This window comes from Streptomyces sp. MZ04 (genome assembly GCF_004684775.1).
Taxonomy (GTDB): domain Bacteria; phylum Actinomycetota; class Actinomycetes; order Streptomycetales; family Streptomycetaceae; genus Streptomyces.
Genome location: NZ_SRIC01000018.1, coordinates 16071 through 39278, shown reverse-complemented (window position 1 = coordinate 39278; position 23208 = coordinate 16071). Strand labels below are relative to the sequence as shown.

At 70.7% G+C, this 23208-nt stretch carries 29 protein-coding genes and 1 riboswitch; of the genes, 14 read left to right on the top strand and 15 right to left on the bottom strand.

Going from position 1 to position 23208, the window contains the following annotated elements; translation table 11 throughout:
* Nucleotides 1-14: 14 nt before the first annotated feature.
* Nucleotides 15-554 carry a peptide deformylase gene (gene def, locus E2651_RS06750; RefSeq protein ID WP_135330084.1) on the bottom strand — a complete coding sequence of 180 codons (540 nt, stop codon included), beginning with the start codon at nt 552-554 and terminating at the stop codon, nt 15-17.
* Nucleotides 555-697: 143 nt separating this feature from the next.
* On the opposite strand from def, the gene E2651_RS06745 reads away from it, so the two are divergent.
* From E2651_RS06745 to E2651_RS43790, 5 genes are all read left to right on the top strand, one after another.
* A complete protein-coding gene (locus E2651_RS06745) occupies nt 698-1936 on the top strand; it encodes a MurT ligase domain-containing protein (protein WP_135330083.1) in 1239 nt (412 codons plus the stop codon).
* A gap of 40 nt (nt 1937-1976) precedes the next feature.
* Entirely contained in the window at nt 1977-2705 is a 729-nt protein-coding gene (locus tag E2651_RS06740; protein WP_135330082.1) for a glutamine amidotransferase, read from the top strand.
* Between the two features lie 157 nt (nt 2706-2862).
* A complete protein-coding gene (locus E2651_RS06735) occupies nt 2863-3888 on the top strand; it encodes a 6-phosphofructokinase (protein ID WP_135330081.1) in 1026 nt (341 codons plus the stop codon).
* A 102-nt stretch (nt 3889-3990) separates the two neighbouring features.
* Complete coding sequence (locus E2651_RS06730) at nt 3991-4941, top strand: cytochrome c oxidase assembly protein (protein ID WP_135330080.1); 951 nt, start codon at nt 3991-3993, stop codon at nt 4939-4941.
* An 85-nt stretch (nt 4942-5026) separates the two neighbouring features.
* Nucleotides 5027-5188 carry a hypothetical protein gene (locus tag E2651_RS43790; protein ID WP_167828718.1) on the top strand — a complete coding sequence of 54 codons (162 nt, stop codon included), beginning with the start codon at nt 5027-5029 and terminating at the stop codon, nt 5186-5188.
* 41 nt (nt 5189-5229) lie between these two features.
* On the opposite strand, the gene E2651_RS06725 is transcribed toward E2651_RS43790, so the two are convergent.
* Entirely contained in the window at nt 5230-5652 is a 423-nt protein-coding gene (locus E2651_RS06725) for an SSI family serine proteinase inhibitor (protein WP_135330079.1), read from the bottom strand.
* Between the two features lie 320 nt (nt 5653-5972).
* Between E2651_RS06725 and E2651_RS06720 the strand changes: the two genes are divergently transcribed.
* Nucleotides 5973-6701 carry a lysophospholipid acyltransferase family protein gene (locus E2651_RS06720; RefSeq protein WP_135330078.1) on the top strand — a complete coding sequence of 243 codons (729 nt, stop codon included), beginning with the start codon at nt 5973-5975 and terminating at the stop codon, nt 6699-6701.
* 75 nt (nt 6702-6776) lie between these two features.
* Nucleotides 6777-7274, top strand: a complete 498-nt coding sequence (locus tag E2651_RS06715) for a YbaK/EbsC family protein (protein WP_135330077.1) — start codon at nt 6777-6779, stop codon at nt 7272-7274.
* Nucleotides 7275-7342: 68 nt separating this feature from the next.
* Here E2651_RS06715 and E2651_RS06710 read toward each other — a convergent pair whose 3' ends face one another.
* From E2651_RS06710 to E2651_RS06675, 8 genes are all read right to left on the bottom strand, one after another.
* Nucleotides 7343-8950 carry an alpha/beta hydrolase gene (locus E2651_RS06710; RefSeq protein WP_135330076.1) on the bottom strand — a complete coding sequence of 536 codons (1608 nt, stop codon included), beginning with the start codon at nt 8948-8950 and terminating at the stop codon, nt 7343-7345.
* A gap of 150 nt (nt 8951-9100) precedes the next feature.
* Nucleotides 9101-9871 (bottom strand): urease accessory protein UreD, encoded by a 771-nt coding sequence (locus E2651_RS06705; protein ID WP_135330075.1) that lies wholly within the window; start codon nt 9869-9871, stop codon nt 9101-9103.
* A complete protein-coding gene (gene ureG / locus E2651_RS06700; protein ID WP_135330074.1) occupies nt 9868-10566 on the bottom strand; it encodes an urease accessory protein UreG in 699 nt (232 codons plus the stop codon). The genes E2651_RS06705 and ureG overlap by 4 nt, the downstream gene beginning before the upstream one ends.
* Nucleotides 10567-10632: 66 nt before the next feature.
* A complete protein-coding gene (locus E2651_RS06695) occupies nt 10633-11307 on the bottom strand; it encodes an urease accessory UreF family protein (RefSeq protein WP_135330073.1) in 675 nt (224 codons plus the stop codon).
* 15 nt (nt 11308-11322) lie between these two features.
* Entirely contained in the window at nt 11323-13044 is a 1722-nt protein-coding gene (locus E2651_RS06690) for an urease subunit alpha (RefSeq protein WP_135330072.1), read from the bottom strand.
* Nucleotides 13037-13366 carry an urease subunit beta gene (locus E2651_RS06685; protein WP_135330071.1) on the bottom strand — a complete coding sequence of 110 codons (330 nt, stop codon included), beginning with the start codon at nt 13364-13366 and terminating at the stop codon, nt 13037-13039. Before E2651_RS06685 ends, E2651_RS06690 begins: the two co-directional genes overlap by 8 nt.
* A 16-nt stretch (nt 13367-13382) precedes the next feature.
* A complete protein-coding gene (locus E2651_RS06680) occupies nt 13383-13685 on the bottom strand; it encodes an urease subunit gamma (protein WP_135330105.1) in 303 nt (100 codons plus the stop codon).
* A gap of 236 nt (nt 13686-13921) precedes the next feature.
* Nucleotides 13922-14542 (bottom strand): TetR/AcrR family transcriptional regulator, encoded by a 621-nt coding sequence (locus E2651_RS06675; RefSeq protein WP_135330070.1) that lies wholly within the window; start codon nt 14540-14542, stop codon nt 13922-13924.
* A 122-nt stretch (nt 14543-14664) separates the two neighbouring features.
* On the opposite strand from E2651_RS06675, the gene E2651_RS06670 reads away from it, so the two are divergent.
* Nucleotides 14665-15675: an ABC transporter permease gene (locus E2651_RS06670; protein WP_135330069.1), complete on the top strand. Its 1011-nt coding sequence runs from the start codon at nt 14665-14667 to the stop codon at nt 15673-15675.
* Between the two features lie 90 nt (nt 15676-15765).
* Here E2651_RS06670 and E2651_RS06665 read toward each other — a convergent pair whose 3' ends face one another.
* Entirely contained in the window at nt 15766-16044 is a 279-nt protein-coding gene (locus E2651_RS06665) for a type II toxin-antitoxin system Phd/YefM family antitoxin (protein ID WP_135330068.1), read from the bottom strand.
* A 115-nt stretch (nt 16045-16159) separates the two neighbouring features.
* Here E2651_RS06665 and E2651_RS06660 point away from each other — a divergent pair, with 115 nt between their 5' ends.
* Nucleotides 16160-16771 carry a dihydrofolate reductase family protein gene (locus tag E2651_RS06660; RefSeq protein ID WP_135330104.1) on the top strand — a complete coding sequence of 204 codons (612 nt, stop codon included), beginning with the start codon at nt 16160-16162 and terminating at the stop codon, nt 16769-16771.
* 25 nt (nt 16772-16796) lie between these two features.
* Here E2651_RS06660 and E2651_RS06655 read toward each other — a convergent pair whose 3' ends face one another.
* Both E2651_RS06655 and E2651_RS06650 read right to left on the bottom strand, forming a co-directional pair.
* On the bottom strand, nt 16797-17492 hold the full coding sequence (locus E2651_RS06655) for a hypothetical protein (protein WP_135330067.1): 696 nt from the start codon (nt 17490-17492) through the stop codon (nt 16797-16799).
* Nucleotides 17493-17618: 126 nt separating this feature from the next.
* Complete coding sequence (locus E2651_RS06650) at nt 17619-18212, bottom strand: DinB family protein (RefSeq protein ID WP_135330066.1); 594 nt, start codon at nt 18210-18212, stop codon at nt 17619-17621.
* Between the two features lie 131 nt (nt 18213-18343).
* Between E2651_RS06650 and E2651_RS06645 the strand changes: the two genes are divergently transcribed.
* The 4 genes from E2651_RS06645 to E2651_RS06630 all read left to right on the top strand — a co-directional run bounded on the left by E2651_RS06645 (nt 18344) and on the right by E2651_RS06630 (nt 20934).
* Nucleotides 18344-18979, top strand: coding sequence for an ATP-dependent Clp protease proteolytic subunit (locus tag E2651_RS06645; RefSeq protein ID WP_135330065.1), 636 nt, complete (start codon nt 18344-18346; stop codon nt 18977-18979).
* A 7-nt stretch (nt 18980-18986) separates the two neighbouring features.
* On the top strand, nt 18987-19295 hold the full coding sequence (locus E2651_RS06640) for a hypothetical protein (protein WP_135330103.1): 309 nt from the start codon (nt 18987-18989) through the stop codon (nt 19293-19295).
* 364 nt (nt 19296-19659) lie between these two features.
* A riboswitch (cyclic di-AMP (ydaO/yuaA leader) is annotated at nt 19660-19827 on the top strand.
* A gap of 3 nt (nt 19828-19830) precedes the next feature.
* A complete protein-coding gene (locus tag E2651_RS06635) occupies nt 19831-20304 on the top strand; it encodes a C40 family peptidase (RefSeq protein WP_135330064.1) in 474 nt (157 codons plus the stop codon).
* A gap of 96 nt (nt 20305-20400) precedes the next feature.
* Nucleotides 20401-20934 (top strand): DUF6328 family protein, encoded by a 534-nt coding sequence (locus E2651_RS06630; protein WP_135330063.1) that lies wholly within the window; start codon nt 20401-20403, stop codon nt 20932-20934.
* On the opposite strand, the gene E2651_RS06625 is transcribed toward E2651_RS06630, so the two are convergent.
* Nucleotides 20912-21601: a LysE family translocator gene (locus tag E2651_RS06625; protein ID WP_135330062.1), complete on the bottom strand. Its 690-nt coding sequence runs from the start codon at nt 21599-21601 to the stop codon at nt 20912-20914. The two genes, E2651_RS06630 and E2651_RS06625, sit on opposite strands and share 23 nt — an antisense overlap.
* A 119-nt stretch (nt 21602-21720) precedes the next feature.
* Here E2651_RS06625 and E2651_RS06620 point away from each other — a divergent pair, with 119 nt between their 5' ends.
* A complete protein-coding gene (locus tag E2651_RS06620; RefSeq protein WP_135330061.1) occupies nt 21721-22632 on the top strand; it encodes a LysR family transcriptional regulator in 912 nt (303 codons plus the stop codon).
* Here the strand turns inward: E2651_RS06620 and E2651_RS06615 are convergent.
* On the bottom strand, nt 22621-23082 hold the full coding sequence (locus E2651_RS06615) for an ATP-binding protein (protein WP_135330060.1): 462 nt from the start codon (nt 23080-23082) through the stop codon (nt 22621-22623). The genes E2651_RS06620 and E2651_RS06615 overlap by 12 nt on opposite strands.
* Nucleotides 23083-23208 lie beyond the last annotated feature (126 nt).

The following is a 23208-nucleotide window of genomic DNA, read 5'->3' as shown; positions in this document are numbered from 1 at the left end:
CCCTGGAGCGCGGTTCAGCCGCTCCAGGGCGCCTTGGCGGCGGCCCGCAGCACCCTGCGCCGCCGCCAGCCGGTGACGCGGTCGGTGTAGACGCCGCCCTCGAGGTGGTCGCACTCGTGCTGCAGGCAGCGCGCGAACCAGCCGGTGCCGTGCACCCGCACCGGCGCGCCGAGCCGGTCGAAGCCCTCCACCACGGCGTGGTCGAAGCGCGGCGTGCCCGCCTCGAGACCCGGCAGCGAAAGACAGCCCTCGGGCCCGCGCACACTGACGCCGTCCGCCTCCACCAGGCGCGGATTCACCACGTACCCGAGATGGCGCACGTCCTCGTCGTCGGGGCAGTCGTACACGAAGACCCGCTGATTCACGCCGATCTGGTTGGCGGCGAGGCCCACGCCCTGGGCGGCGTACATCGTGGCGTACATGTCCTCGATGAGCCGGGCCAGTTCGGGGCCGAAGTCGGTGACCTCCTCGCAGGGGTTGTGCAGCACGGGGTCACCGAGCAGGGTCAGGGGTCGTACGCGCCCTGAGGCGCCCGGGATCGAGCCGTGTCGCATGGCCGCAAGGGTACGGTCCTCTTCAGAGCCCCGGGGTCGGGGTGGTGCCGCGGTTCGGGCTTGCGAGTGGATCTCGATAGGCTGAGGTCCATCGCGTTGCCGGGGGCAGGCGCGGCGCCGTACGCAAGGAGGATCCAGAACTGATGGCAGGCAACACGGACCCGCTGTCGCCGCGGGCCAAGCTGGCCGTGACGGCAGGCAAGGCCGCCGCGGCGGTGTCGCGCGCGGCGGGCCGCGGCAGCGGATCGGTGATCGGCGGCCGCGTGTCACTCAAGCTCGACCCCGACCTGCTCGGGCGACTGGCCACGCACCTGGACGTGGTGCTCGTCTCCGCCACGAACGGCAAGACGACCACGACCCGGCTGCTCGCGGAGGCGCTGCGCGCCGCAGGGCCCGTGGTGTCGAACGCGCTGGGCGCGAACATGCCGGCCGGGATCACCTCGGCCCTCGCGGGCGGATCGGACGCCAAGTTCGGCGTGATCGAGGTCGACGAGAAGTACCTCGCCGGTGTCGCCCGTGACGTGGAGCCGAAGGCGATCGCGCTGCTCAACCTCTCGCGCGACCAGCTGGACCGCGCCGCCGAGACCCGCATGATGGCGGAGAACTGGCGTGAGGGCCTCGCGGGCTCCAAGGCGGTCGTGATCGCGAACGCGGACGACCCGCTGGTCGTCTGGGCCGCGTCCTCGTCCCCGAACGTGGTGTGGGTGGCCGCGGGCCAGGAGTGGAAGGACGACGCCTGGTCCTGCCCCTCGTGCGGCGGTGTGATGCAGCGTCCCGGTGACGACTGGTTCTGCGGAGAGTGCGGTTTCCGCCGCCCCGCGCCGAGCTGGGTGCTCTCCGGCGACCACGTCCTGGACCCGCACGGCTCGGCCTGGCCGATCCATCTGCAGCTGCCGGGCCGGGCGAACAAGGCGAACGCCACCACGTCCGCCGCCGTCGCCGCCGTCTTCGGCGTGCCCCCGCAGGTCGCCCTGGAGCGGATGTACCAGGTCCAGGCCGTCGCCGGACGCTATGACGTCGTGCAGTTCCAGGGCCGCGATCTGCGCCTGCTGCTCGCGAAGAACCCGGCGGGCTGGCTCGAAACGTTTTCTCTCATCGACCCGCCGCCGACCCCTGTCGTGCTCTCCGTCAACGCCCGCGGCGCCGACGGCACCGACACCTCCTGGCTCTGGGACGTCGACTACACGCGCCTGGCAGGACACCCGATCTTCGTGCTCGGCGACCGCAAGCTGGACCTCGCCGTGCGCCTCGAGGTCGCGGGCCTGGACTTCCGCGTCTGCGAGTCCCTCGACGAGGCCGTGCAGCTCGCGCCGCCCGGACGGATCGAGACGATCGCGAACTACACCGCGTTCCAGGACCTGCGCCGCCGCGTCGGCAACTGACCCCACCGGACCCTCTAGACCCTCGTAGGGACGAATGAGCATGAGCGACAACAGCCTGCGGCTGGTGTGGGTCTACCCCGACCTGCTGAGCACGTACGGAGACCAGGGCAACGCCCTGGTCGTGGAGCGCCGCGCCCACCAGCGCCGCCTCCAGGTCGAGCGCTACGACGTGCGCAGCGACCAGCCGGTGCCCACCTCCGGCGACATCTACCTGATCGGCGGCGGCGAGGACCGCCCGCAGCGCCTGGCGGCCGAGCGGCTTCGCCGTGACGGCGGCCTTCAGCGGGCCGTCGGCAACGGCGCCATCGTCTTCTCGGTGTGCGCGGGCTACCAGATCCTGGGCAACGAGTTCATCAACGACCTCGGCCAGCGCGAGCCGGGCCTCGGCCTGCTCGACGTGATCTCCACGCGCGGCGAGGGCGACCGGTGCGTCGGCGACGTCCTGGGCGACATCGACCCGCAGCTGGGCCTGCCCCCGCTGACCGGCTTCGAGAACCACCAGGGCATCACGCACATCGGCCCGTCCGCGCGCCCCTTCGCGCGCGTCACGCTCGGCCGCGGCAACGGCACGGGTGACGGCACCGAGGGCGCGTACAACGGCACGGTCTTCGGCACGTACATGCACGGCCCGGTCCTCGCCCGCAACCCGCTCATCGCGGACCTGCTCCTGAAGCTGGCCCTCGATGTGAACGCGCTGCCGCCGACGGACGACCGCTGGTACGAGGCGCTGCGCGCCGAGCGCATGAACGCGGCCCAGCAGCCTGCCTGAAGCAGCCCGCCTGAACCCCTTGCCGCACAAGTGAGCGGCCGCGTCCAGCAGTCGGACGCCCGGTGCGGCCCCGCCCCCTGCCGCCTATAGGGTGGCGGGGTTCCAGCCGGACGACGTGGTCCGGACTTCGGCCCACGTTGCAAAGGTTTCCCGGGCTATGCGCATTGGTGTCCTGACTTCCGGCGGCGACTGCCCCGGCCTGAACGCCGTCATCCGTTCGGTGGTGCACCGTGCTGTCGTCGACCACGGCGACGAGGTCATCGGCTTCCACGACGGCTGGAAGGGTCTCCTTGAGTGCGACTACCGCAAGCTCGACCTTGACGCGGTCGGCGGCATCCTGGCCCGCGGCGGAACGATTCTCGGCTCGTCCCGCGTACAGCCCGCGCATCTGCGCGACGGCGTCGAGCGGGCCAAGGGGCACGTCCAGGACCTCGGTCTCGACGCGATCATCCCGATCGGCGGAGAGGGCACGCTCAAGGCGGCCCGCCTCCTGTCCGACGGCGGCCTTCCGATCGTCGGCGTACCGAAGACGATCGACAACGACATCGCCGTCACCGACGTCACCTTCGGCTTCGACACGGCCGTCGGTGTCGCCACCGAGGCGCTCGACCGCCTCAAGACGACCGCCGAGTCCCACCAGCGCGTCCTGATCGTCGAGGTCATGGGCCGCCACACCGGCTGGATCGCGCTGCACTCGGGCATGGCCGCCGGCGCGCACGCCATCGTCGTCCCGGAGCGCCCCTTCGACATCGAGGAGCTGGCCGCGAAGGTCGGCGAGCGCTTCTCCGCGGGCAAGAAGTTCGCCATCGTCGTGGCCGCCGAGGGCGCCAAGCCGGCCCCCGGCTCCATGGAGTTCGACGAGGGCGTCAAGGACATGTACGGCCACGAGCGCTTCGCGGGCATCGCGACGCGGCTCTCCGGCGAGCTGGAGCAGCGCCTGGGCAAGGAGGCGCGTCCGGTGATCCTCGGGCACGTCCAGCGCGGCGGCACCCCCACCGCGTACGACCGGGTGCTCGCCACGCGCTTCGGCTGGCACGCCGTGGAGGCCGTGCACCGCGGCGAGTTCGGCAAGATGACGGCGCTGCGCGGCACGGACATCACGATGGTGCCGCTCGCCGAGGCGGTCAAGACGCTGAAGACGGTGCCGGACGAGCGCTACGCCGAGGCGGAGTGCGTGCTGTAACGCCGGACGATTCGAACGGCCCCCGGACGCAACGGCGTCCGGGGGCCGTTCTAGTCTGGTGCGGACACACAGCGCACAACCGCACGAAACAGGAGCCAGTGGATGGATCACAGCGGGCACGGCATGAACATGGACCTGCCGCCGTTCACGCTGGGGCGGGGTCTTGAACTCTCGGCCGACCCCTTTTTCCTCATCGGCAGCCTGGTGGCCCTGGCCCTCTACGGCTGGGGCGTGACACGGCTCGTACGGCGCGGCGACAAGTGGCCGGTGGGCCGCACGCTGTCCTTCGTGGCGGGCGTGCTGACCGTCCTGCTCGTGATGTGCACCAAGCTGAACGACTACGGCATGGTCATGTTCAGCGTGCACATGGTGCAGCACATGGTCATCAGCATGCTCTCGCCGATCCTGGTCCTGATGGGCGCCCCGATCACCCTCGCCCTGCGCGCCCTTCCGGTCGCGGGCAAGGGCCGCAAGGGACCCCGCGAGTGGCTCCTCTGGGTGCTGCACAGCTGGTACATGCGGATCATCACGCACCCCGCGTTCACCATCCCGCTGTTCATCGCGAGCCTGTACGCGCTGTACTTCACGCCGATCTTCGACACCCTGATGGGCTCCAAGGCGGGCCACATCGGGATGATGGTGCACTTCCTGGCGGTCGGCCTGGTCTTCTTCTGGCCGATCATGGGCGTCGACCCGGGGCCGCACCGGCCCGGCTACATCATGCGGATGCTGGAGCTGTTCGCGGGCATGCCGTTCCACGCGTTCTTCGGCATCGCGCTGATGATGGCGTCAGAGCCGATGATCGGCACCTACAAGAACCCGCCCGCCTCCCTCGGCATCGACGCGCTCTCCGATCAGAGCGCCGCGGGCGGCATCGCCTGGGCGTTCAGCGAGGTGCCCTCGGTCCTTGTGCTGCTCGCGCTGCTCTTCCAGTGGTACCGCTCCGAACAGCGCCAGGCACGGCGTACCGACCGGGCCGCGGACCGCGACGGGGACAAGGAGCTGGAGGCGTACAACGCCTATCTGGCCTCACTGGCCGCGCGCGGGCGCTAGCGGCGAAGGCCCATCGCGGGTGAGGATGGTCTCAGGCCGCGGTCTTGGCGTCGAGGCGCCGGGGCTGCCGGGAGGAGGCAGGGCTATGCCTGGTTCGACGAAGACGATGGGTGTATTCACCATCGGAGGTCTGGTCGCGGTGACGGCCTACAGCGTGGCGCTCGGGAGCAACGGCTGGCTGTGGTTCGGCTGGGTCGTGATCGGGATGCTCACCCTGGCGATGGTGCTGTCGCGCAGCACCCCCTGAGGGGCGCGGCGCGACGGCTGCGGGGCGTGCGGGGGCGGCGGTCAGAAGCGGAAGACGTCGCCCGTGGAGTACGTCATCGTGCAGGCGTTGTCGTACGTCTTGTGCCAGCCGATCGGGCGCCCGCGGTACGTTCCGCTCGCGCTGACGGTCACCGGCGCGTACTGCTTGGTGCAGATCCCCGACTCCGCCGGCAGCGCGTCGAAGTCGCCGCCCGCCTCGTCGATCGCCGCGCAGGCCTTCGCCGCGTGCGGGTGATGGCCCGACGGCTCGGGCTCACAGGTCAGGAGCACGCCGCGGATCCAGGTGTTCTCGTCCCCCGAGACGGTCAGGAACAGGCCGCGGTTCGGCGGGGGCAGCTCGACCGCGTACGCCGGGGCCGCCCCGGAGAGCGCGATCAGCGCCGCGGCTGTCGTGGCGAGCGGGCGCAGGCGGGGCGTGGGACGGTGCGTGGGACGGGACCTCATGGGGGCCTCCTGGGACGGTGGCGCGCCGCGGCGCCGGAGAGAGGCCAGGCCACCCCCGTTGCCGGTGCTCACCAAGGGGACGCGCCGGGTGCTCACCCGTACGGGTGCGGCGCGTGGTCCGGATGGCGTGTGGTCCCGATGGCGCGTGGTTCGGATGGCGTGTGGTTCGGATGGCGTGTGGATCAAGCCATCGCTCAACACGCCGCGAATCAGGGGTAGTTACAGCGGGCGGCGGGCCACTTACACTGACCGCTGCGCGAAGACCAGTGACCTGCGACGACGCAACGCCAGGCCGGTCCGCAGAAGTAAGGAGCAGCCGGGTGTTCTACTACCTTCTCAAGTACGTCGTGCTCGGGCCGCTGCTGCGGCTGATGTTCCGGCCGCGCATCGAGGGTCTTGAGCACATACCGGAATCAGGTGCGGCGATCGTCGCCGGCAACCACCTCTCGTTCTCGGACCACTTCCTGATGCCCGCCATCATCAAGCGGCGGATCACGTTCCTCGCGAAGGCCGAGTACTTCACCGGGCCCGGCATCAAGGGCCGCCTCACCGCGGCGTTCTTCCACAGCGCCGGGCAGATCCCGGTGGACCGCTCCGGCAAGGAGGCGGGCCAGGCCGCGATCCGCGAGGGCCTCGGCGTACTGCGCAAGGGCGAGCTGCTCGGCATCTACCCGGAGGGCACCCGCTCGCACGACGGGCGCCTCTACAAGGGCAAGGTCGGCGTCGCCGCGATGGCCCTGAAGGCGCAGGTGACGGTGATCCCGTGCGCGATGATCGGCACGTTCGAGGCGCAGCCGCCGGGGCAGAAGGTGCCGAACTTCCAGCGCGTCACGATCCGCTTCGGTGCGCCCCTGGACTTCTCGCGCTACGCGGGCATGGAGAACGAGAAGGCGGTCCTGCGCGCCGTCACGGACGAGATCATGTACGCCATCCTCGGGCTCTCCGACCAGGAGTACGTCGACAAGTACGCCGCCGTCGTGAAGGCGGAGGAGGCCGAGCGGGCCGCCGCGGCGGGCAAGCGGAAGTTCCCCCGGATGCCCCTGAGTTGATGCTCTGACGTACGGTCTGACCAGGAGCGGCACCGCGCGGACCTGACGCGGTGCCGGGCACCAGGGGAGACACGGATGAGCGAGCACGACCTGTACACCAAACTGATCGGACTCCTTGACGAGCGGGGTGCGGGGTACCGCGTCATCGAGCACGAGGAGGAGGGCGCCACGGAGGCGGTGAGCGCGCTGCGCGGCAACACCCTCCAGCAGGCCGCGAAGTGCATCGTGGTGATGGTGAAGATCGGCAAGAAGACGAAGCGGTACGTGCTCGCGGTGGTGCCCGGTGACCGGCGCGTCGACCTGAACGCCATCAAGCAGCTGCTCGGCGGGACGTACGCCGGGTTCGCCGCGCAGGAGGCGGCCGAGCGGCTCGCGGGCAGCGTGAGCGGCACGATCCTGCCGTTCTCCTTCGACCCCGAGCTCGAACTGGTCGTGGATCCGGCGCTCCTCGCCCACGACGAGATCTTCTTCAACGCGGCCCGCCTGGACCGTTCGCTCGCGCTGCGGACCGCGGACTACGAGGCGATCGCGGAGCCGCGCACGGCGACGATCGCCCAGGAGGCGACGGCGTAAGCCGGGCGGCAGCATGAAGGGGGCGACCGGTTGGTACCGGTCGCCCCCTCGTCATGCCTGGCTGACAACTACTCCGGCTTGGGCGTGGCGTGCGGAGCGCACGTCACGTCCTTGCTGTCCAGCTTGCCGGTGAGCAGGTAGGCCTCGACACGGTCGTTGAGGCACGGGTTGACCAGGTTCGTGATGCCGTGCGAGCCGGCGTCCTTCTCCGTGATCAGACGCGAACCCTTGAACCGCTTGTGCAGCTCGACCGCACCCTCGTACGGCGTGGCCGCGTCGCGGGTGGACTGGGCGATCAGGACGGGCGGCAGGCCCTTGCCGGACTTGACCTCGACCGGCTCGTGCTGCTTGCTCTTCCAGGTCGCGCAGGGCAGGTTCATCCACGCGTTGGACCACGTCATGAACGGGTTGGTCCGGTGGATGCGGGTGTTGTCGCGGTCCCACTTCTTCCAGCTGGTGGGCCACTTGGCGTCCGCGCACTCGACGGCCGTGTAGACGGCGTTGCTGTTCTCCGACGCGATGTTGCCCGCGGTGTCCGACATGTCGGGGCTGGCTGCCTCGATCAGCGGCTTGGCGTCACCGGCCACGTACTTGGAGAAGTTCGTGGCGATCGACACCCAGGCGGAGTCGTAGTACGGCGCGCTCTGGAAGTACGCGATGAGCTCGGCGGGGCCGACGGTGCCGCCCAGCGGCTCCTTCTTCGCCGCCGCGCGCAGCGCGTCCCAGTTCTTGGCGACCTTCTCGGCGGTGTCGCCGAGGTGGAAGGTGGCGTCGTACGTGGCGACCCACTTCATCCAGTCCTTGAGGCGGATCTCGAAGGCGACGTCCTGGTCGAGGTTGGCCTCGTACCAGATCTTCTCCTTCGACGGGTTGACCACCGAGTCGACGACCATACGACGGATGTGCGACGGGAACAGCGTCCCGTAGACCGCGCCGAGGTAGGTGCCGTAGGAGACGCCGAGGAAGTTCAGCTTCTTCTCACCGAGCGCGGCCCGGATGACATCCAGGTCGCGTGCGGTGTTCGGCGTGGTCATGTGCGGCAGCATCTCGCCGCTGCGCTCGGCACAGCCGTCCGCGTACTCGGCGGCGAGCTTGCGCTGGGCGCTCTTGTCGGCCTCGGAGTCCGGGACCGGGTCGAGCTTGGGAGCCTTGACGAACTCCTGCGGGTCGACACAGGAGATGGGCGCCGAGTGGCCGACACCGCGCGGCTCGAAGCCCACGAAGTCGTACGCCTTCGCCGTCTTCTCCCACAGCTTCGCCTTGGTGACGACGCGGTTGGGGAAGCGCAGACCGGAGGCGCCGGGACCGCCGGGGTTGTAGAGAAGAGCGCCCTGGCGCTCCTCCTTCGTCCCCGTGCTGCCGATGCGGTCGACGGCGAGCTTGATCTTCTTGCCGTTGGGCTTGGCGTAGTCGAGCGGGACGGTGACCCACCCGCACTTGATCGCCTTGTCCAGGCCCCAGTCCGCGGGGCATGCCTGCCAGTCGATGCCGGCCTTGGCGGCGCGCTGCGCGGCGAGTGCCGCACCTCGTGCCTCCGAGCCGGTCCGCTGGCGGGCGTCAGCGCTGGTGCCGCTCTGGCGGGCGTCGGCGTTGGCGACGGGCGCCATGATCGCGCCCGCTATGAGCGAGCCCGTGATGAGCGTGCCGGCAGCGCCGAATGCTGTGGTGCGTCTCAACTGGTTCCTCCCCCTGTCGATTTCCCTGTCGATTTTCGAACAGTAGGAGGATCCTGTCGGTCAACCGGTTCAGTGCGACAGACAGGGCAGCTGTTTCTTTACCAATCCGATAGGCGGTGCAGGGAACTCCGCTGAGCGGATATGCCCCGTTCACGTCAGAGTGCGCAACGCCTCGTCAAGGGCACGGCGCACGCGCAGCGCGTCCGGTGCGACGACGGTGACGAGGACGGCGGGACCGGCGAGCGGCATACGGACCGTCGCCTCGCCGAGCAGCGCGGGTCCGGGCTTGTCCCGCTCGAACTCCGGCCGTACGACGACGAGTTGCCCGATGGCGTGATGCCCGGCCAGGACGGCGGGACCGTCCCACCCGCCGGGCGCACCGGGCCCGCAGGACAGCTCCTGGTCGAGCAGCGGCCGTCCGGCGCGGCGCACGGTGAGGCGGCTGGTGAGCCTGCCGGGGTCTTCCCCGGTCCGCCCGAGCACCTGCTCCTCCCGCAGCACCAGGCTCGCGCTCGCGGCGAGCTCGGCGCGCGTGGTGACGCACAGCTCGCTGTCGCGTACGGAGATCAACTGCTCGGGCAGCCAGGACAGCTCGGCGTCGTCGCCGACCGTGATGCGTACGTCGTACCGCGCGGGCTCCTTCGACTGCCCCGGCAGCGCGAGCGTGGCCGCGGCCGACCCGACGCGCAGCCGGGCCCCCGCGTGGGCTGCGGCCTCGACGGTCAGCCGGTCGCCGCCGAGCGGCGCGCTCATCGCCCCCACGAGCGTGACGTGGGCGCCCGTTCCCGCCGAGCGGGTGCGGCGCACGGCGAGCGGTCCTTCGCCGTCGAGCACGGGCAGATCGGTGCCGCCCCGCTCGTTGCCCCGCGCCGCGATGCGGGCGGTGGCGCGGACTCCGGAGGCCGCGATCGCGGCGGTCATGCGGACGCGGTCCAGGCGGCGTACTGCTCACGCACCCAGGCGGCGACCGGGCCGACACCCTCGTCGGACCTCAACGACTGGAAGACGACGGGCAGTTCGGAACGCTGGGCCTTGGCGTCCGCCGCCATCCGGCCGAGGTCGGAGCCCACGTGCGGGGCGAGGTCGGTCTTGTTCACGACGAGCAGATCGGCGGTAGTGACACCGGGGCCGCCCTTGCGCGGAATGTCGTCACCCCCGGCGACGTCGATCACGAAGATCTGCGCGTCGACGAGCCCCTTGGAGAAGGTGGCGGTGAGGTTGTCGCCGCCGGACTCGACGAGGATCAGGTCCAGCGGCCCGACCCCCTCGTTGGAAAGATCGGTCTCCAGGTCCTCCACGGCCTCCAGGTTGGCGGAGATGTCGTCGCGGATCGCGGTGTGCGGGCAGGCCCCGGTCTCCACGGCGGTGATCCGCTCGGGCGGCAGCACGGCTTCGCGCAGCAGGAACTCGGCGTCCTCGCGGGTGTAGATGTCGTTCGTGACGACGGCGAGCGCCAGTTCGTCCCGCAACGCCTTGCAGAGCGCGGCGACGGTGGCGGTCTTGCCGGAGCCCACGGGCCCGCCGAGACCGATGCGCAGGGCGCGGCGGCGCCCGTCGGGACGGTGGGCGTCGGCGCTCACGGCAGCGGATTCATCGTGGGAGTGATCGAGATGCATACTGCGACTCCAATGCTTCAACATTTCATTCGGCCCGTCCGGAGGGCATGTTCAGCCCGTCCACCCCTACGACGCGAACAACCGCACGGGCCACTGCGCATGGGCCTCGGCGCCCAGTTCCAGCAACGGCGCGGACGCCGCGGGCAAGGCATCGAGCCCCTCGTCAAGCGCGGCTCTTGCCGCCTCCGCCGCCTCCCGAGCGACAAGATCAAGCTCAGGCGCAAGCCGGGCCAACACCCCCGTGGCGTCAAAGGGGTCAAGGCTCAGCAACCGCACGGTCGCCGTCGCGGGACCGCTGACGCATTCGTACGCGGAGCAGTACGCCGCATCCTCCGCGCCAAGGCCCGCCGCACGGGCGGCAAGTCCGAGCACGACCGGCTGATGCGCGCCCTTGGGGCGGGCGGCGGCCAGTTGATCCAGCGAGGGATCGGGCCACGCCGCCCGCGCGGCCCGCATCATCTGCCGCCCGAGCCGCCGCCCGGCCACCCGCAGCGCGGGCGACGGCGTACGGGCGTCCGCGGCCTCGTCGAGCTCCAGCGGATCGATCCCGAGCGCTGCTGCCGAGGCCAGCGCGGCGGACACGAGCCCCGTCGTGTGCAGCCGCCCCCGGCAGAACGCTTCCAGGCTCGCGGCTCCGGTGACACGCCCCGCCTTGACGGCCTCCTCGGCCCCGCCGGAGTGCGCGTGCCCTCCGGCGGGAAAGCGGCCGTCGGCCAGAACGAGCAGTGCGGCCCTAGACATCACACACAACCGCCATCAGAAGAGGAAGTACCGCTGTGCGAGCGGCAGTTCGGCGGCGGGTGACGGTTCGACCAGCTCACCGTCGATGGTCACGGCGAAGCTGTCGGGCGCCACCTCCACCCGCGGCAGGGCGTCGTTCTCGCGCATGTCCGCCTTGGTGCGCCCGCGTGTGGACCGGATGGCCGTGAACTCCTTGGCCAGACCGAGGCGTTCGGGCAACCCGTCGTCCAGTGCCGACTGGGTCACGAAGTTGACCGAGTTAAGTCCGGGTGCGGCACCCCGCGCGCCGAACATGGGCCGCGGAAGGACCGGCTGCGGCGTGGGGATGGAGGCGTTGGCGTCACCCATCTGCGCGTACGCGATCTGTCCGCCCTTGATGACGACCTGCGGCTTGACGCCGAAGAACGCCGGGTCCCACAGCACCAGGTCGGCGAGCTTGCCGGTCTCGACCGAGCCGATCTCGTGGTCGATGCCCTGCGCGACGGCCGGGTTGATCGTGTACTTGGCGACATAGCGACGTGCGCGACGGTTGTCCGCGCGGGTGTCCCCCGGCAGAAAGCCGCGCCTGCGCTTCATCACGTGTGCGGTCTGCCAGGTCCGCATGACGACCTCGCCGACGCGTCCCATGGCCTGCGAGTCCGACGACATGATCGAGATGGCGCCGAGGTCGTGCAGGATGTCCTCGGCCCCGATGGTGGTGGGCCGGATGCGCGATTCGGCGAAGGCGAGGTCCTCGGGGACCGCCGGATTGAGGTGGTGGCAGACCATCAGCATGTCGAGGTGTTCCTCGACGGTGTTGACGGTGTGCGGCCGGGTCGGGTTGGTGGAGCTGGGCAGCATGTTCGGCAGCGACACCGCCGTGATCATGTCCGGGGCGTGCCCGCCGCCCGCGCCCTCGACATGGAAGGCGTGCAGGGTGCGTCCCGCGACGGCGCCGAACGTGGCGTCGACGAAGCCCGCTTCGTTCAGGGTGTCGGTGTGGACGGCGAGTTGGGCGCCGGTGTCCTCGCAGACGTTCAGACAGGCGTCGATGGTGGCGGGCGTCGCGCCCCAGTCCTCATGGATCTTGAAGCTGACCGCGCCGGCCCGCAGTTGGGCGTGCATGGACTCGCTGGAGACCGTGTTGCCCTTGCCGAGGAAGCCGATGTTGACGGGGCTGGACTCCATGGCCGCGAACATCCGGGCCAGGTGCCAGGCGCCGGGCGTGATGGTGGTCGCCTTGCTGCCTTCGGCGGGCCCCGTGCCGCCTCCGATGAGGGTGGTGACGCCGGAGGCGAGCGCCTCGTCGACGATGGTCGGCGAGATGAAGTGGATATGGGTGTCGATGCCGCCGGCGGTGAGTATCTTGCCGTTGCCCGCGAGGACTTCGGTCTCCGGGCCGATGACGAGATCGGGGTGTACGCCGTCCATCGTGTCCGGGTTGCCGGACTTGCCGATGCCGGTGATGCGTCCGTCGCGCATGCCGATGTCGGCCTTGACGATGCCCCAGTGATCGATGATCACGGCGCCGGTGATGACGGTGTCGGGGGCGCCTTCGGCGCGGGTCGTGCGGGACTGCCCCATCGACTCGCGGATGACCTTGCCGCCGCCGAACACCGACTCGTCACCGGAGCGTCCGGGGCCGCCGGAGCGGTCCTCCTCGATCTCGACGAGGAGGTCGGTGTCGGCGAGCCGGATCCGGTCGCCCGTGGTGGGGCCGAACAGATCGGCGTACGCGGCACGGGACAGCTCAGGCATCGAGGGCACCTCCGGTCTCACCGCGCAGGCCGGGCACGATGCGCTTGCCGGCCAGCGGGACGAGTTCGACGTCGACGGGGATTCCGGGCTCGAAGCGCACGGCGGTGCCGGCGGCGATGTTGAGCCGCTTGCCGTGCGCGGCCGCACGGTCGAAGTCGAGACCGGGGTTGGCCTCGGCGAAGTGGTAGTGGGAGCCGACCTGTATGGGGCGGTCGGCGGCGTTGAGGACGGTGAGGGCGGTGGTCGCGCGGCCCTCGTTGTAGGCGACGGGCTCGTCGGCGAAGAGGATCTCGCCGGGGATCGGCGGGTGCACCGAAGTCATGGCTCAGGAACCCCCGTCAGACGATCGGGTCGTGGACGGTGACGAGCTTGGTGCCGTCCGGGAAGGTGGCCTCGACCTGGACGTCGTGGATCATCTCCGGGATGCCGCCCATGACGTCGTCACGGGTGAGCACCTTGCGGCCCGACGACATCAGTTCGGCGACGGTGCGGCCGTCGCGGGCGCCCTCGAGAATGTGGGACGTGATCAGGGCGATCGCCTCGGGGTGGTTGAGCAGCAGCCCCCGCGCTCTTCGCTTCTCGGCCACGTCAGCGGCCACATGAATGAGCAGTCTCTCCTGCTCGTGCGGGGTCAGTTGCACGCGTCCCACCTCACAGTCCTCGCTCCGGACCGTGCGGGGTCCGGCTGCCGCGGCCACCGCGACGGGTATAGATGTAACACACAGACAGTGCGCTTGATCTTGCGCACCCTGGTTACGAAAACCCCTGGTGGCGTGGCGTCGCAGGCTAGTTGGGCGGAGTTTCAACGAGGTTAACCAGCACTTGACCGTTCGATGACCGTCAGCTGGGCTCGCCCATACTCAACAGGCGATGACCGTCACTGGGGCTTGCCCATGCTCATCAGGCCGCGCAGTCCGTCCTGCAGCGCCTCGACCGGGACCTCGTCGAAGAGCGCCAGCTGGGCGGCGAACCCCTGGGCCGCCCCAATCATCGCGCGCGCCACATGGTCGGCGGGGATGTCGGCGCGCATCATGCCCGCCGCCTGGTACCCCTCGACGATCTTCACCCAGGCCGCACGGACCCTGGTGTACCCGTCCCGCATGACGGTGGCCAGCTCGTCGTTGCGCATGGTCTCCGCCCACACCTGGAGCATCAGCCGCGGAAAGTACGGGACCTCCCCGTCACCCTCGTCCGTCCTGCTGCTGAGGACCTGCGTGAGCGCCCGGCCGATCAGCACATCCGGCGGAGGCGGCGGGGTCTCGTCGACGGCCGCCTCGAAGGTGCCCTGGATCCGCTCGAGGACCTCCCCGACGATCGCCCCGATCAGCTCCTCCTTGCCCCGGAAGTAGCGGTAGACCGCCCCCGCCGAGAGGCCGACCTCCTTGAGTACGTCCTGCATGGAGGTGGCGTGGAAGCCATTGCGGGCGAAGCAGAGGGCGGCGCCGTCGAGGATCTGGCGGCGCCGTGCGTCGAGGTGCTCTTGGGATACGCGGGCCATGCCCCTCAATGTAAAACGAACATTCCTTCTTGACAAGCGACGGGATCGGTCGCACAGTGAGGGCATCCCGCAAAACGAACGATCATTCTCTCAGAACCGGCACCACGAGAAGGAGCCCGGCCATGCTCTCCCCGTCCGCTACCTCGCCCCCGCGGGGCCGCCATGTCGTGACGGCCGCCCTCCTGGTCTCCGCGATCGTGGCACTCGCCCTGTGGGCCTTCGCCTGGCCCGCGGCCAGGATCGCCCCCCGTGACCTCCCCCTGGGCGTCGCGGGACCCACCGCGGCGACCGCCCCTGTCGAGTCCCGGCTCGAGGAGCGCGAGGGCGCGTTCGATGTCCATCGGTACGCCGATGAGGCCGCCGCCCGCGACGCCATCGAGGACCGGGCCGTATACGGAGCGATCGTCGTGACGCCGAAGGGGATGAAGCTCCTGACCGCGACGGCGGCGAGCCCCGTGGCCGCCCAGCTCCTCCAGCAGGCCGTGGCCGGTCAGGCCCCGCAGGGCGTCGAGGTGGCCACCGCCGACGTGGTGGCCGCGCCGGCGGACGATCCGCGGGGCTCCGCCCTGGGCGCGAGCGTCCTTCCGATGTCGATCGCGGGCGTCGCGGCCGGGTCGGTCGTGACCATGCTCGGCCTGCGCGGCCTGCGCTCGGTGGCCGCCCTGCTCCTCACCTCCGCGTCGGTCGGCCTGGTCGCCACCGCCGTCTCGCACAGCTGGCTCGGCGCACTGACCGGCAACTGGTGGGCCGAAGCAGGGGCGTTGAGCCTCGCCACCCTCGCGGCGAGCAGTGCCGTCGCCGGGCTCGCCGCCCTGCTCGGCTATGCGGGCATCGCGATCGGCGGTCTTGCGATGGTCCTGCTGGGCAACCCCTTCTCCGGGGTGAGCTCCGCCCCGCAGCTGCTGCCCGAACCGGCCGGCCTCATCGGCCAGTTGCTGCCGCCCGGCGCCGGTGGCACCCTGCTGCGCTCGGTCTCCTTCTTCGACGGCGCACGCATCACGGGCCCTGTCGTCACGCTCGCGGTCTGGGCGCTGCTCGGCCTGACCGCTGTGGGGCTCGGCGCGCTCCGCCGCCCGAACTCGGCGAGCAGCGAGCCGGCCCCGGCCCGGGAGGCGGTGGTGCCGGCCGGCTGATCCGGCACCGCACACAGACAGCCGTACACCTCCGCTGTAGCGGACGGGGGTGTACGGCCCTGGTGTGTTCCGCGCCCAAAGGCGGTGCGGCTACGTGGCGTTGGGCCCCCGGTGCTCGGCGGCGATCCCGAAGCGCTGCTGCCGGCCCGCGCCGGACGACGTGGAGCGCACCGACGAGACGGAGCTGACCACCTGTTCCTCGGCGGCGTCCGGAAGCTCCTGCAGCCGTTCCAGGTCGGCGGCGGAGACCAGGGCCACGAGCGGCTTGCCGTGACGGGTGACGACCACGCGCTCACCGCCGTAGACAACGCGGTTGATCAGATCCGCGAGCTCTGCTCGGGCTTGCGTCACCGGAATCTCGTAGGCCATGCCCCCAGCTTAACCGCCACCCGCCCCCGCAACGTCACGCTGCGTAACTTCCCAACCTGCGACAGTGGAGCTGTCGGAGGTTCCGAAGAGAGTTCCGAAGAGAGTGTGGTGCGTGATGCGGCTGGTCGTGCAGGAGTTCCTTACGCTCGACGGTGTCTCCCAGGGTCCGGGGGCCCCGGACGAGGACACCAGTGACGGGTTCACGCGGGGTGGCTGGTTCGTTCCGCACCTGGACGAGGAGTTCGAGCGGCTGGCCGGCAGCTGGCTCGGCGAGGCGGACGCGCTCCTGTTCGGCCGCCGCACCTACCAGAACTTCGCGCGGGACTGGCCGCGGATGACCGACCATCCCCTCGCCGGGATCATGAACGGCCTGCCCAAGTACGTGGCCTCCCACAGCCTGACCAAGGCCGATTGGAACCCGACCACCATCCTGTCCGGCGACGTCCCCGCCCAGGTCGCCGAGGTGAAGCGGCAGCCGGGCCGGGAGCTGCAGATCCACGGCAGCGCCCGGCTCGCCCAGTCCCTGCTGGCCGCCGGGCTCGTCGACACGTTGCGGCTCGCGATCGCCCCGGTGGTGGTGGGCAGCGGCCGGCGCCTGTTCCCCGACGGCGGCGCGCCGGCCGGCCTGCGGCTCGTCAGCCAGCAGACGACACCGGGCGGCCTGTCGGTGCATGTCTTCGAATCGACGGGGCTTCCCGCGTACGGGACCTACGGCTCCGAGGCGTAGGCGCCTGAAGCCGCTTCCACCGGGGTCAGCCGCGCGGTCCTTGCGTGAGCCGGGCGACCTGCTTGTCGACCACCACGTCGAGCGGGAACCCGGGGTTGCGCTGCGCGCCGCGGTCGCTCATGTTCACGGTGAGGCCGCCGACGCGCACGAAGATCTGGCGGTCGGTCACCACGGTGTCGCCCGGGCCGTCCATGCTCAGATCGAAGGCGACGGCTTCGTCGCCCAGCGCGGGCGACTTCGCCACGGTGATCCGGGAGTTGAGCTTCTGGTCCGGGGTCACCCCCACCAGCTTCTTGCAGGTCTTGAGCCCCTTCTTGAGCCCTTGGAACTCCTCCTCCGCCCCCTTGGCGGCATAGGAGGCCAGCCAGGTCCGGCCGCCCCACTGGTTGTTCTTCCACCAGAAGTCCTGGATCACCGACGTGGACGCGTGGTGCGAGACGAGCGCGTCGAACACCTCCTGGCACCCCGGGCCCGGCACCAGAACCCGCGGGTCGTACTTGGGAACGGGCCCCTGTACGGGCGCGCTGTCCACCTGCGGCACCTCTCCCTCCCGCAGCAGGAGGGACTTCAACTTCCCCGCCGTCAGCGGCCGGGAAGGAGAGCTCGACGGCGACGGCGACACGGACGCCGGTGCCGAGTCCTCCGACTTCGGAGCGTCGGGCGAATCCTTCGCGGCATCGGCCGAATCCTTCGGCAGGCACCCCGTGGCCACGACGACCATCCCCGCGACCATCGCCGTACCAGCCGCTCTGCGGCACCTCGTCCACACCACCACTGCCCCCGTGATCCTCTTCGCCTGCGACGGGCAGACACTACGGCCCTGCGGCGGCTTCGGCCAACGGGGCTGTCACGCTCCCTGGTCGGCCTCCCTTGCCACGCGTTCCAGGTGATCGCGATGGCTCTCCCACCACGCGGTGTCGTGCGACGGCATGCTGTCCTTGCCCTTGTTCATGCCCACGGCGCCGTCGATGAGTTCCCGGACGATGTCGGCGTGCCCGGCGTGCCGGTGCGTGTCGGCGATCACGCGCACGACGGCATGATGCAGCGTCACCTCGTCCTTGCCGCTGGGCCACCACGGCACCTTGCCGATCGTGTCCAGGTCCAGCGCGTCGAGCGTCGCGTCCGCGTGTGCCCATGCCCGGCGGTAGAGCTCCACGATGCCCTTCCGTGACTCGTCGGCGGTGGCCCACATGTCCGCGTTGGCCTCGGCGCCGTCGTCGAGCCAGGGCAGCGGCTCGCCGGACGGGCGTCCGAACGTGTCGCCGAGATAGCCGAGTTCCACACCCGCCGTGTGCTTCAACAGGCCAAGCAGGTTGGTGCCGGTCGGCGTGAGCGGGCGGCGGATGTCGTACTCCGAGAGCCCTTCGAGCTTCCACAGCAGGGCATCGCGGGCGCTCTGCAGGTAGTGGCGGAGGTCGGCCTTGGGGTCCGTTGAGGTCATGCGCGCAAGTCTGCCGCTCGAGTGATCTCTGTCCACCGGTTTCAGTGTTACGTACGTCCTGTACATTTTCCACAGGAAGCCAGGAAGCCACGGGCCGGCGCATCCGGCCCTGGGAAGAGGAGTGACGCGCCATGAACCGACCGTCCGCCCGCTACGTCCTGCCCGAGTTCACCGAGCGCACCAGCTCGGGGAAACGGACTCTCGATCCGTACTCGAAGCTGCTCGAGGAGCGCATCGTCTTCCTGGGCACCCCGATCGACGACACATCGGCCAACGATGTGATGGCGCAGTTCATGCACCTCGAATACCTGGCGCCGGACCGCGACATCTCGCTCTACATCAACTCCCCGGGCGGCTCGTTCAGCGCGATGACGGCGATCTACGACACGATCCGGTTCGTCACCTGCGACGTGGAGACGACCTGCCTGGGTCAGGCCGCGTCCGCGGCCGCGGTCCTGCTGGCCGCCGGCACTCCCGGAAAGCGCCACGCGCTGCCCGGCGCCCGGGTGTTGATCCATCAGCCGCTGATCACCGAGCCGGTCCAGGGCCAAGCCTCCGACCTCGCGATCCAGGCGGCCGAGCTCGAGCGCACCCGCGCGCTCCTGGAGGAACTCCTCGTACGGCACACGGGACAGAGCCCGGAGCGCATCTCGGCGGACATCGAGCGGGACAAGATCCTCAGCGCGCCCGAAGCGCTCGAGTACGGCCTGGTGGACCGGATCATCCCCAGCCGCAAGGACTCGCTCCGCGCCCCGGACGCGAGGTGAGCCGGTGATGCTGCCGCCCGAACTCCCTCCGCTGCCCGCACTGACCCGCGCCGAGGGCGAGTTGATCGACCGGTACCTCGAAGTGGTCGATCTGCTGGGCCGGATCAACCCCGCCCGCGCGTCCGACACGTACGGCGGACTGCGCGCCGCCCAGGCCCTGGTCGGCAGCGCCACCGCGCTGCGGGACGCGCTGACGGTGATGCACCAGCGGGGCGAGAGCGCCGTGCACGCACCGACGTTGGCGCGGGCGCTGCGCGTGCTCGACGGGGAGCGGCGGTCCTGCCGGGTCACCGTGCCGCCCCCTGCGGCGCCCTGAATCACCCTCAAGTCGGCCGCCCGGCAGCTCCGCAGCGTCCGGGCCCGGTCTTAAACGGACCAGACGGGCTACCCCGTTCGGCGTAGACGGTCGTCGTCAACGGGGTCGGCCACAGTTGCGTCAGGGGTGTACGCGACGGCCGGAATGTCTTCTTCCGGTGCTGGTGGAGCGATCGTCGAGCCCTGCGAAGGGTGCCCTTATCCGACGTTGTCCACCTGAACGGTTCAGCCGTGAGGAGCCTCACAAAACGCCGTTTCGGCTCGGAATTCGTGCCGTTGACGGGTCAAGATCCCTTCCGACGACAAGCCCCCGCCACAGCGGCGGGGCGGTCCGGGCGGACGCCGAGTCCTGCCGCCGCCCGGATGCCCGGTCGACATCGGTGCACCGGCAGGAGTGGAGGACCCAGGCACGACGGGTCGGTCCGGAAGGTCCGGACAACGGCCCTTGGGGTGAAGCCGCGACATCGCGGCCGGGCAACTTTGTCAGCCCGAATCCGACAGGTCATCCTTCACAGGCGGCTGACGAAGGGTTGCGCATGACCGCGCTGAATCATGTTCCGTCGCTGCTGACCAGGGCCGGCTCCGCATCGGCTCTCACGCTCGCCGTCGTCGGCGGCACCCTCGTGGCCCCAGGGCTCACGACGGAGGCCCAGGCCGCGACACACGGGACGAAGGCCCTGAAGATCGCTGCTTCCAAGAAGGGCTCGCCCTACCGCTACGGAGCCGCGGGGCCCAACCGGTTCGACTGCTCGGGCCTGACGCTCTACTCGTTCAAGCGCGCCGGCAAGAAGCTCCCGCGCACCGCCGCACAGCAGTACAACAAGACCCGGCACATCTCCGCGTCCAACCGCTCCCGCGGCGACCTGGTCTTCTTCCACTCCGGCCGGAGCATCTACCACGTCGGCATCTACGCGGGTAAGGGCCGGATCTGGCACGCCCCGAAGTCGAACACCGTGGTGCGGCTCGAGAAGATCTGGACCAAGAGCGTCTCGTACGGCAGGGTGCGCTGACCTGCCGCCGGGCGGCGGCGGCCGGCTGATCGGCCGCCGCCGTCGCCCGGCGCGTCCGCCGCGCTTGGCGCGCGCCGACCCGGATACTCGTGCGGCATGGCCGACGACAGTGGCTCCCACGCCGCTCACGACACCCGCAACGAGACGCCCTTCGAGCGTGCGGACCGCAACTTCTCGGAGATCCTCCAGGAGTTGAGGGTCACGCAGACCGGCGTGCAGATCCTCTTCGCCTTCCTGCTGACCCTCGCCTTCACGCCCCGCTTCCGGACCCTGGACGACGTGCAGCGCGCCACCTACGTGACCACGCTGCTGCTCGCCGTCCTTGCGGCGACCCTGTTCACGGCGCCGGCCGCGGTGCACCGGGCGCTGTTCCAGCAGCGCGCCAAACCGCTGATCGTGCGGGTCTCCTCGCATCTCGCCCGGGCCGGCATGGGCGTCCTGATGTTCGCCCTCGCCGGATCCGTGCTCCTCGTCGTGGATGTGGCGGTCGGCCGCACCGGCGGGATCATCGCGAGCGTGGGCACCTTCCTTGTGTGCGCGGGCCTGTGGGGCGTACTCCCCCGTCTGCTCCCCCGCATGGCGCGCCGCGCGGCCGCACGGCAGGACGTCACGCGAGAGCCGCCTCGATGAGCAGTACCAGGCCGAGGACGCTCAGCGCGCCGCCGGTGACGCCCTCGATCGCCCGGGCGGTACGCGGCCTGCGCAGCCAGCGGCCGAGCCGGTCCACCAGGAGCGCGACGACCGGGAACCACACCAGGGCGAGCGCGACGATGATGGACGCGAGCAGCAGCGTCCTGGGCATCGCGGGGCTGCCCGCGGGCACGAACTGGGGCAGCACGCTGAGGAAGGTGATGGGCGCCTTGGGGTTGAGGGCGTTGGTGAGGAAGCCCTGCCGCAGGCTGCCGACCGACGCCGGCGGCTCACCCCGCGCGTCCCGCGAGTCCCCCGAGTACCGCGAGTCCCGCGAGTCCCCCGAGTTCCCCGAGTCCCCCGGCGCACCGGCACCCGGCCGCTGCCGCGCCGCCGATCGCAGGGCGCGGTAGCCCAGGTAGAGCACATAGCCGCCGCCTACGATCTGCAGCGCCCGGAAGAGCGTGGGCACCGCCGCGAGCACCGCCGCGACCCCGGCCACCGCGAGCGCCGTGTGCACCAGGAGCCCGCCCGCGACACCGATCGCGCAGGTGACTCCGGCGCGGCGGGAGGCGAGCGCGTTGCGCACCACGACGGCGAAGTCGGCACCCGGCATGGCGACCATGCCCGCGGCGACTCCGGCGAAGGCGACCAGTTGTGCGTCCATGGCCCCCAGCCTGCCGTTCTTCTGCCTTCAGCAGGTATGTGGAATATCCTGGGTCTGCCTTAAGCAGGCGTTTACCCCCACGCCGACGGCCCGCCGCAGCGGGAGACACGGGAGACACCATGTACGACCCGACGCGGCTCGCCGCACTGGTGGCGGTCTCCGAGGCCGGGTCGATCACCCGCGCCGCCGAGCGCCTCGGCTACACCGTGCCCGCCCTCTCCCAGCAACTGGCCAAGCTGGAGCGGGAGGCGGGGACCCCGCTCCTGGTCCGGCATCACCGCGGGGCGCGGCTGACCGGTGCGGGCGAGCTGCTGCTCGCACGGGCGCGCCGGGTCCTGGACGAGATGGAGCGGGCGCGGCACGAACTGGCGCAGCTGACGGGCCTGTCCGGCGGCCGGCTGCGCGTGGGGACCTTCACCACGGCCGGGATCCATCTGGTGCCGCCCGCGCTGACCGCGTTCCGCCGCGCCCATCCGGACATCGAGCTGATCCTGCGGGGCTATGAGCCACCGCTCGGCGTGGCGGCCGTGGCGGCGGGCGAGGTCGACCTTGCGCTCACCCACACCTACGATCCTTCCGAACCGGTGCCGCTGCCCGCGTCCGTGAGCGCGGAGCCGGTCCTGGTCGAGGAGTTGGTCCTGGTGACCTCGCCCGGACACGCGCTCGCGGGGGTCTCGTCACGGCTGCCGCTGGCCGAGCTGGCCGGGCAGCCGCTGATCAGCATGGCGCCGACGCATCCGCCCCGCCACGGCGTGGAGTCGGCGCTCGCGCGGGCCGGGGCGAGCCCCTCGGTCCTTGTCGAGACTCCGGGCTACGCGCTGGTGTGCGCGCTGGTCAGCGCCGGTCTCGGCGTCGCCGTCGTACCGGAGATGGTGGCCCGGACGGCGGCGACGCCGGTGGGCGTTCGGCCGCTGGAGCCGGGAAATCTCCGCCGTACGATCTCGGTCGTGCACCGCGCCGACGGGTCGCACCCGGCGGCCGACACCTTCCGGGCGCTGCTCCGCGGCGCGTTCGGGCGCTCAGCGGGTTGAGGTCGAGGGGGACGGCACCTCGCCCCGGACCGCCCCCGTCCACGGCAGCGCGATCCAGACCGTCTTGCCGCCCTCGGGGGTGGGGGTGACCGAGAGTCTGCCGCCGCATTCGACGGTCAGCCAGCGGATGATCACCATGCCGCGGCCGTTGTCCTGCTGGACGGCGGCGGGCAGCCGCTTGGGGTAGCGGGGGTGACTGTCGGTGACGCCGATGCGCAGCTGCTCCTCCCGGGCGAGTTCGATGCCCACGGTGAAGGTGGGTGACTGTCCGAGGGTGTGCTGGACGGCGTTGGTGGCCAGTTCGGAGACGATGAGCCGGACGGTGTCGGCCACCTCGGCGTCGCCGGGCAGGCCCCACTCCGAGAGGACGTTCAGAACGTACTTCCGGGCCGCGGAGACCGAGGCAGGATCGCTCGGCAGGGTGACGGATGCTTCCTGAAGGTCTGCCATGGCGACGCTGTCCCTTTCCCACCGGGACTGGACTCCGACTCGTAGCGGAAGACACGAGGACAGTCCCGGAATGGTGCTTCGCGCCAGAGTGCCACTACTGGGCCCCTCACGTGTGGCGATCCACCG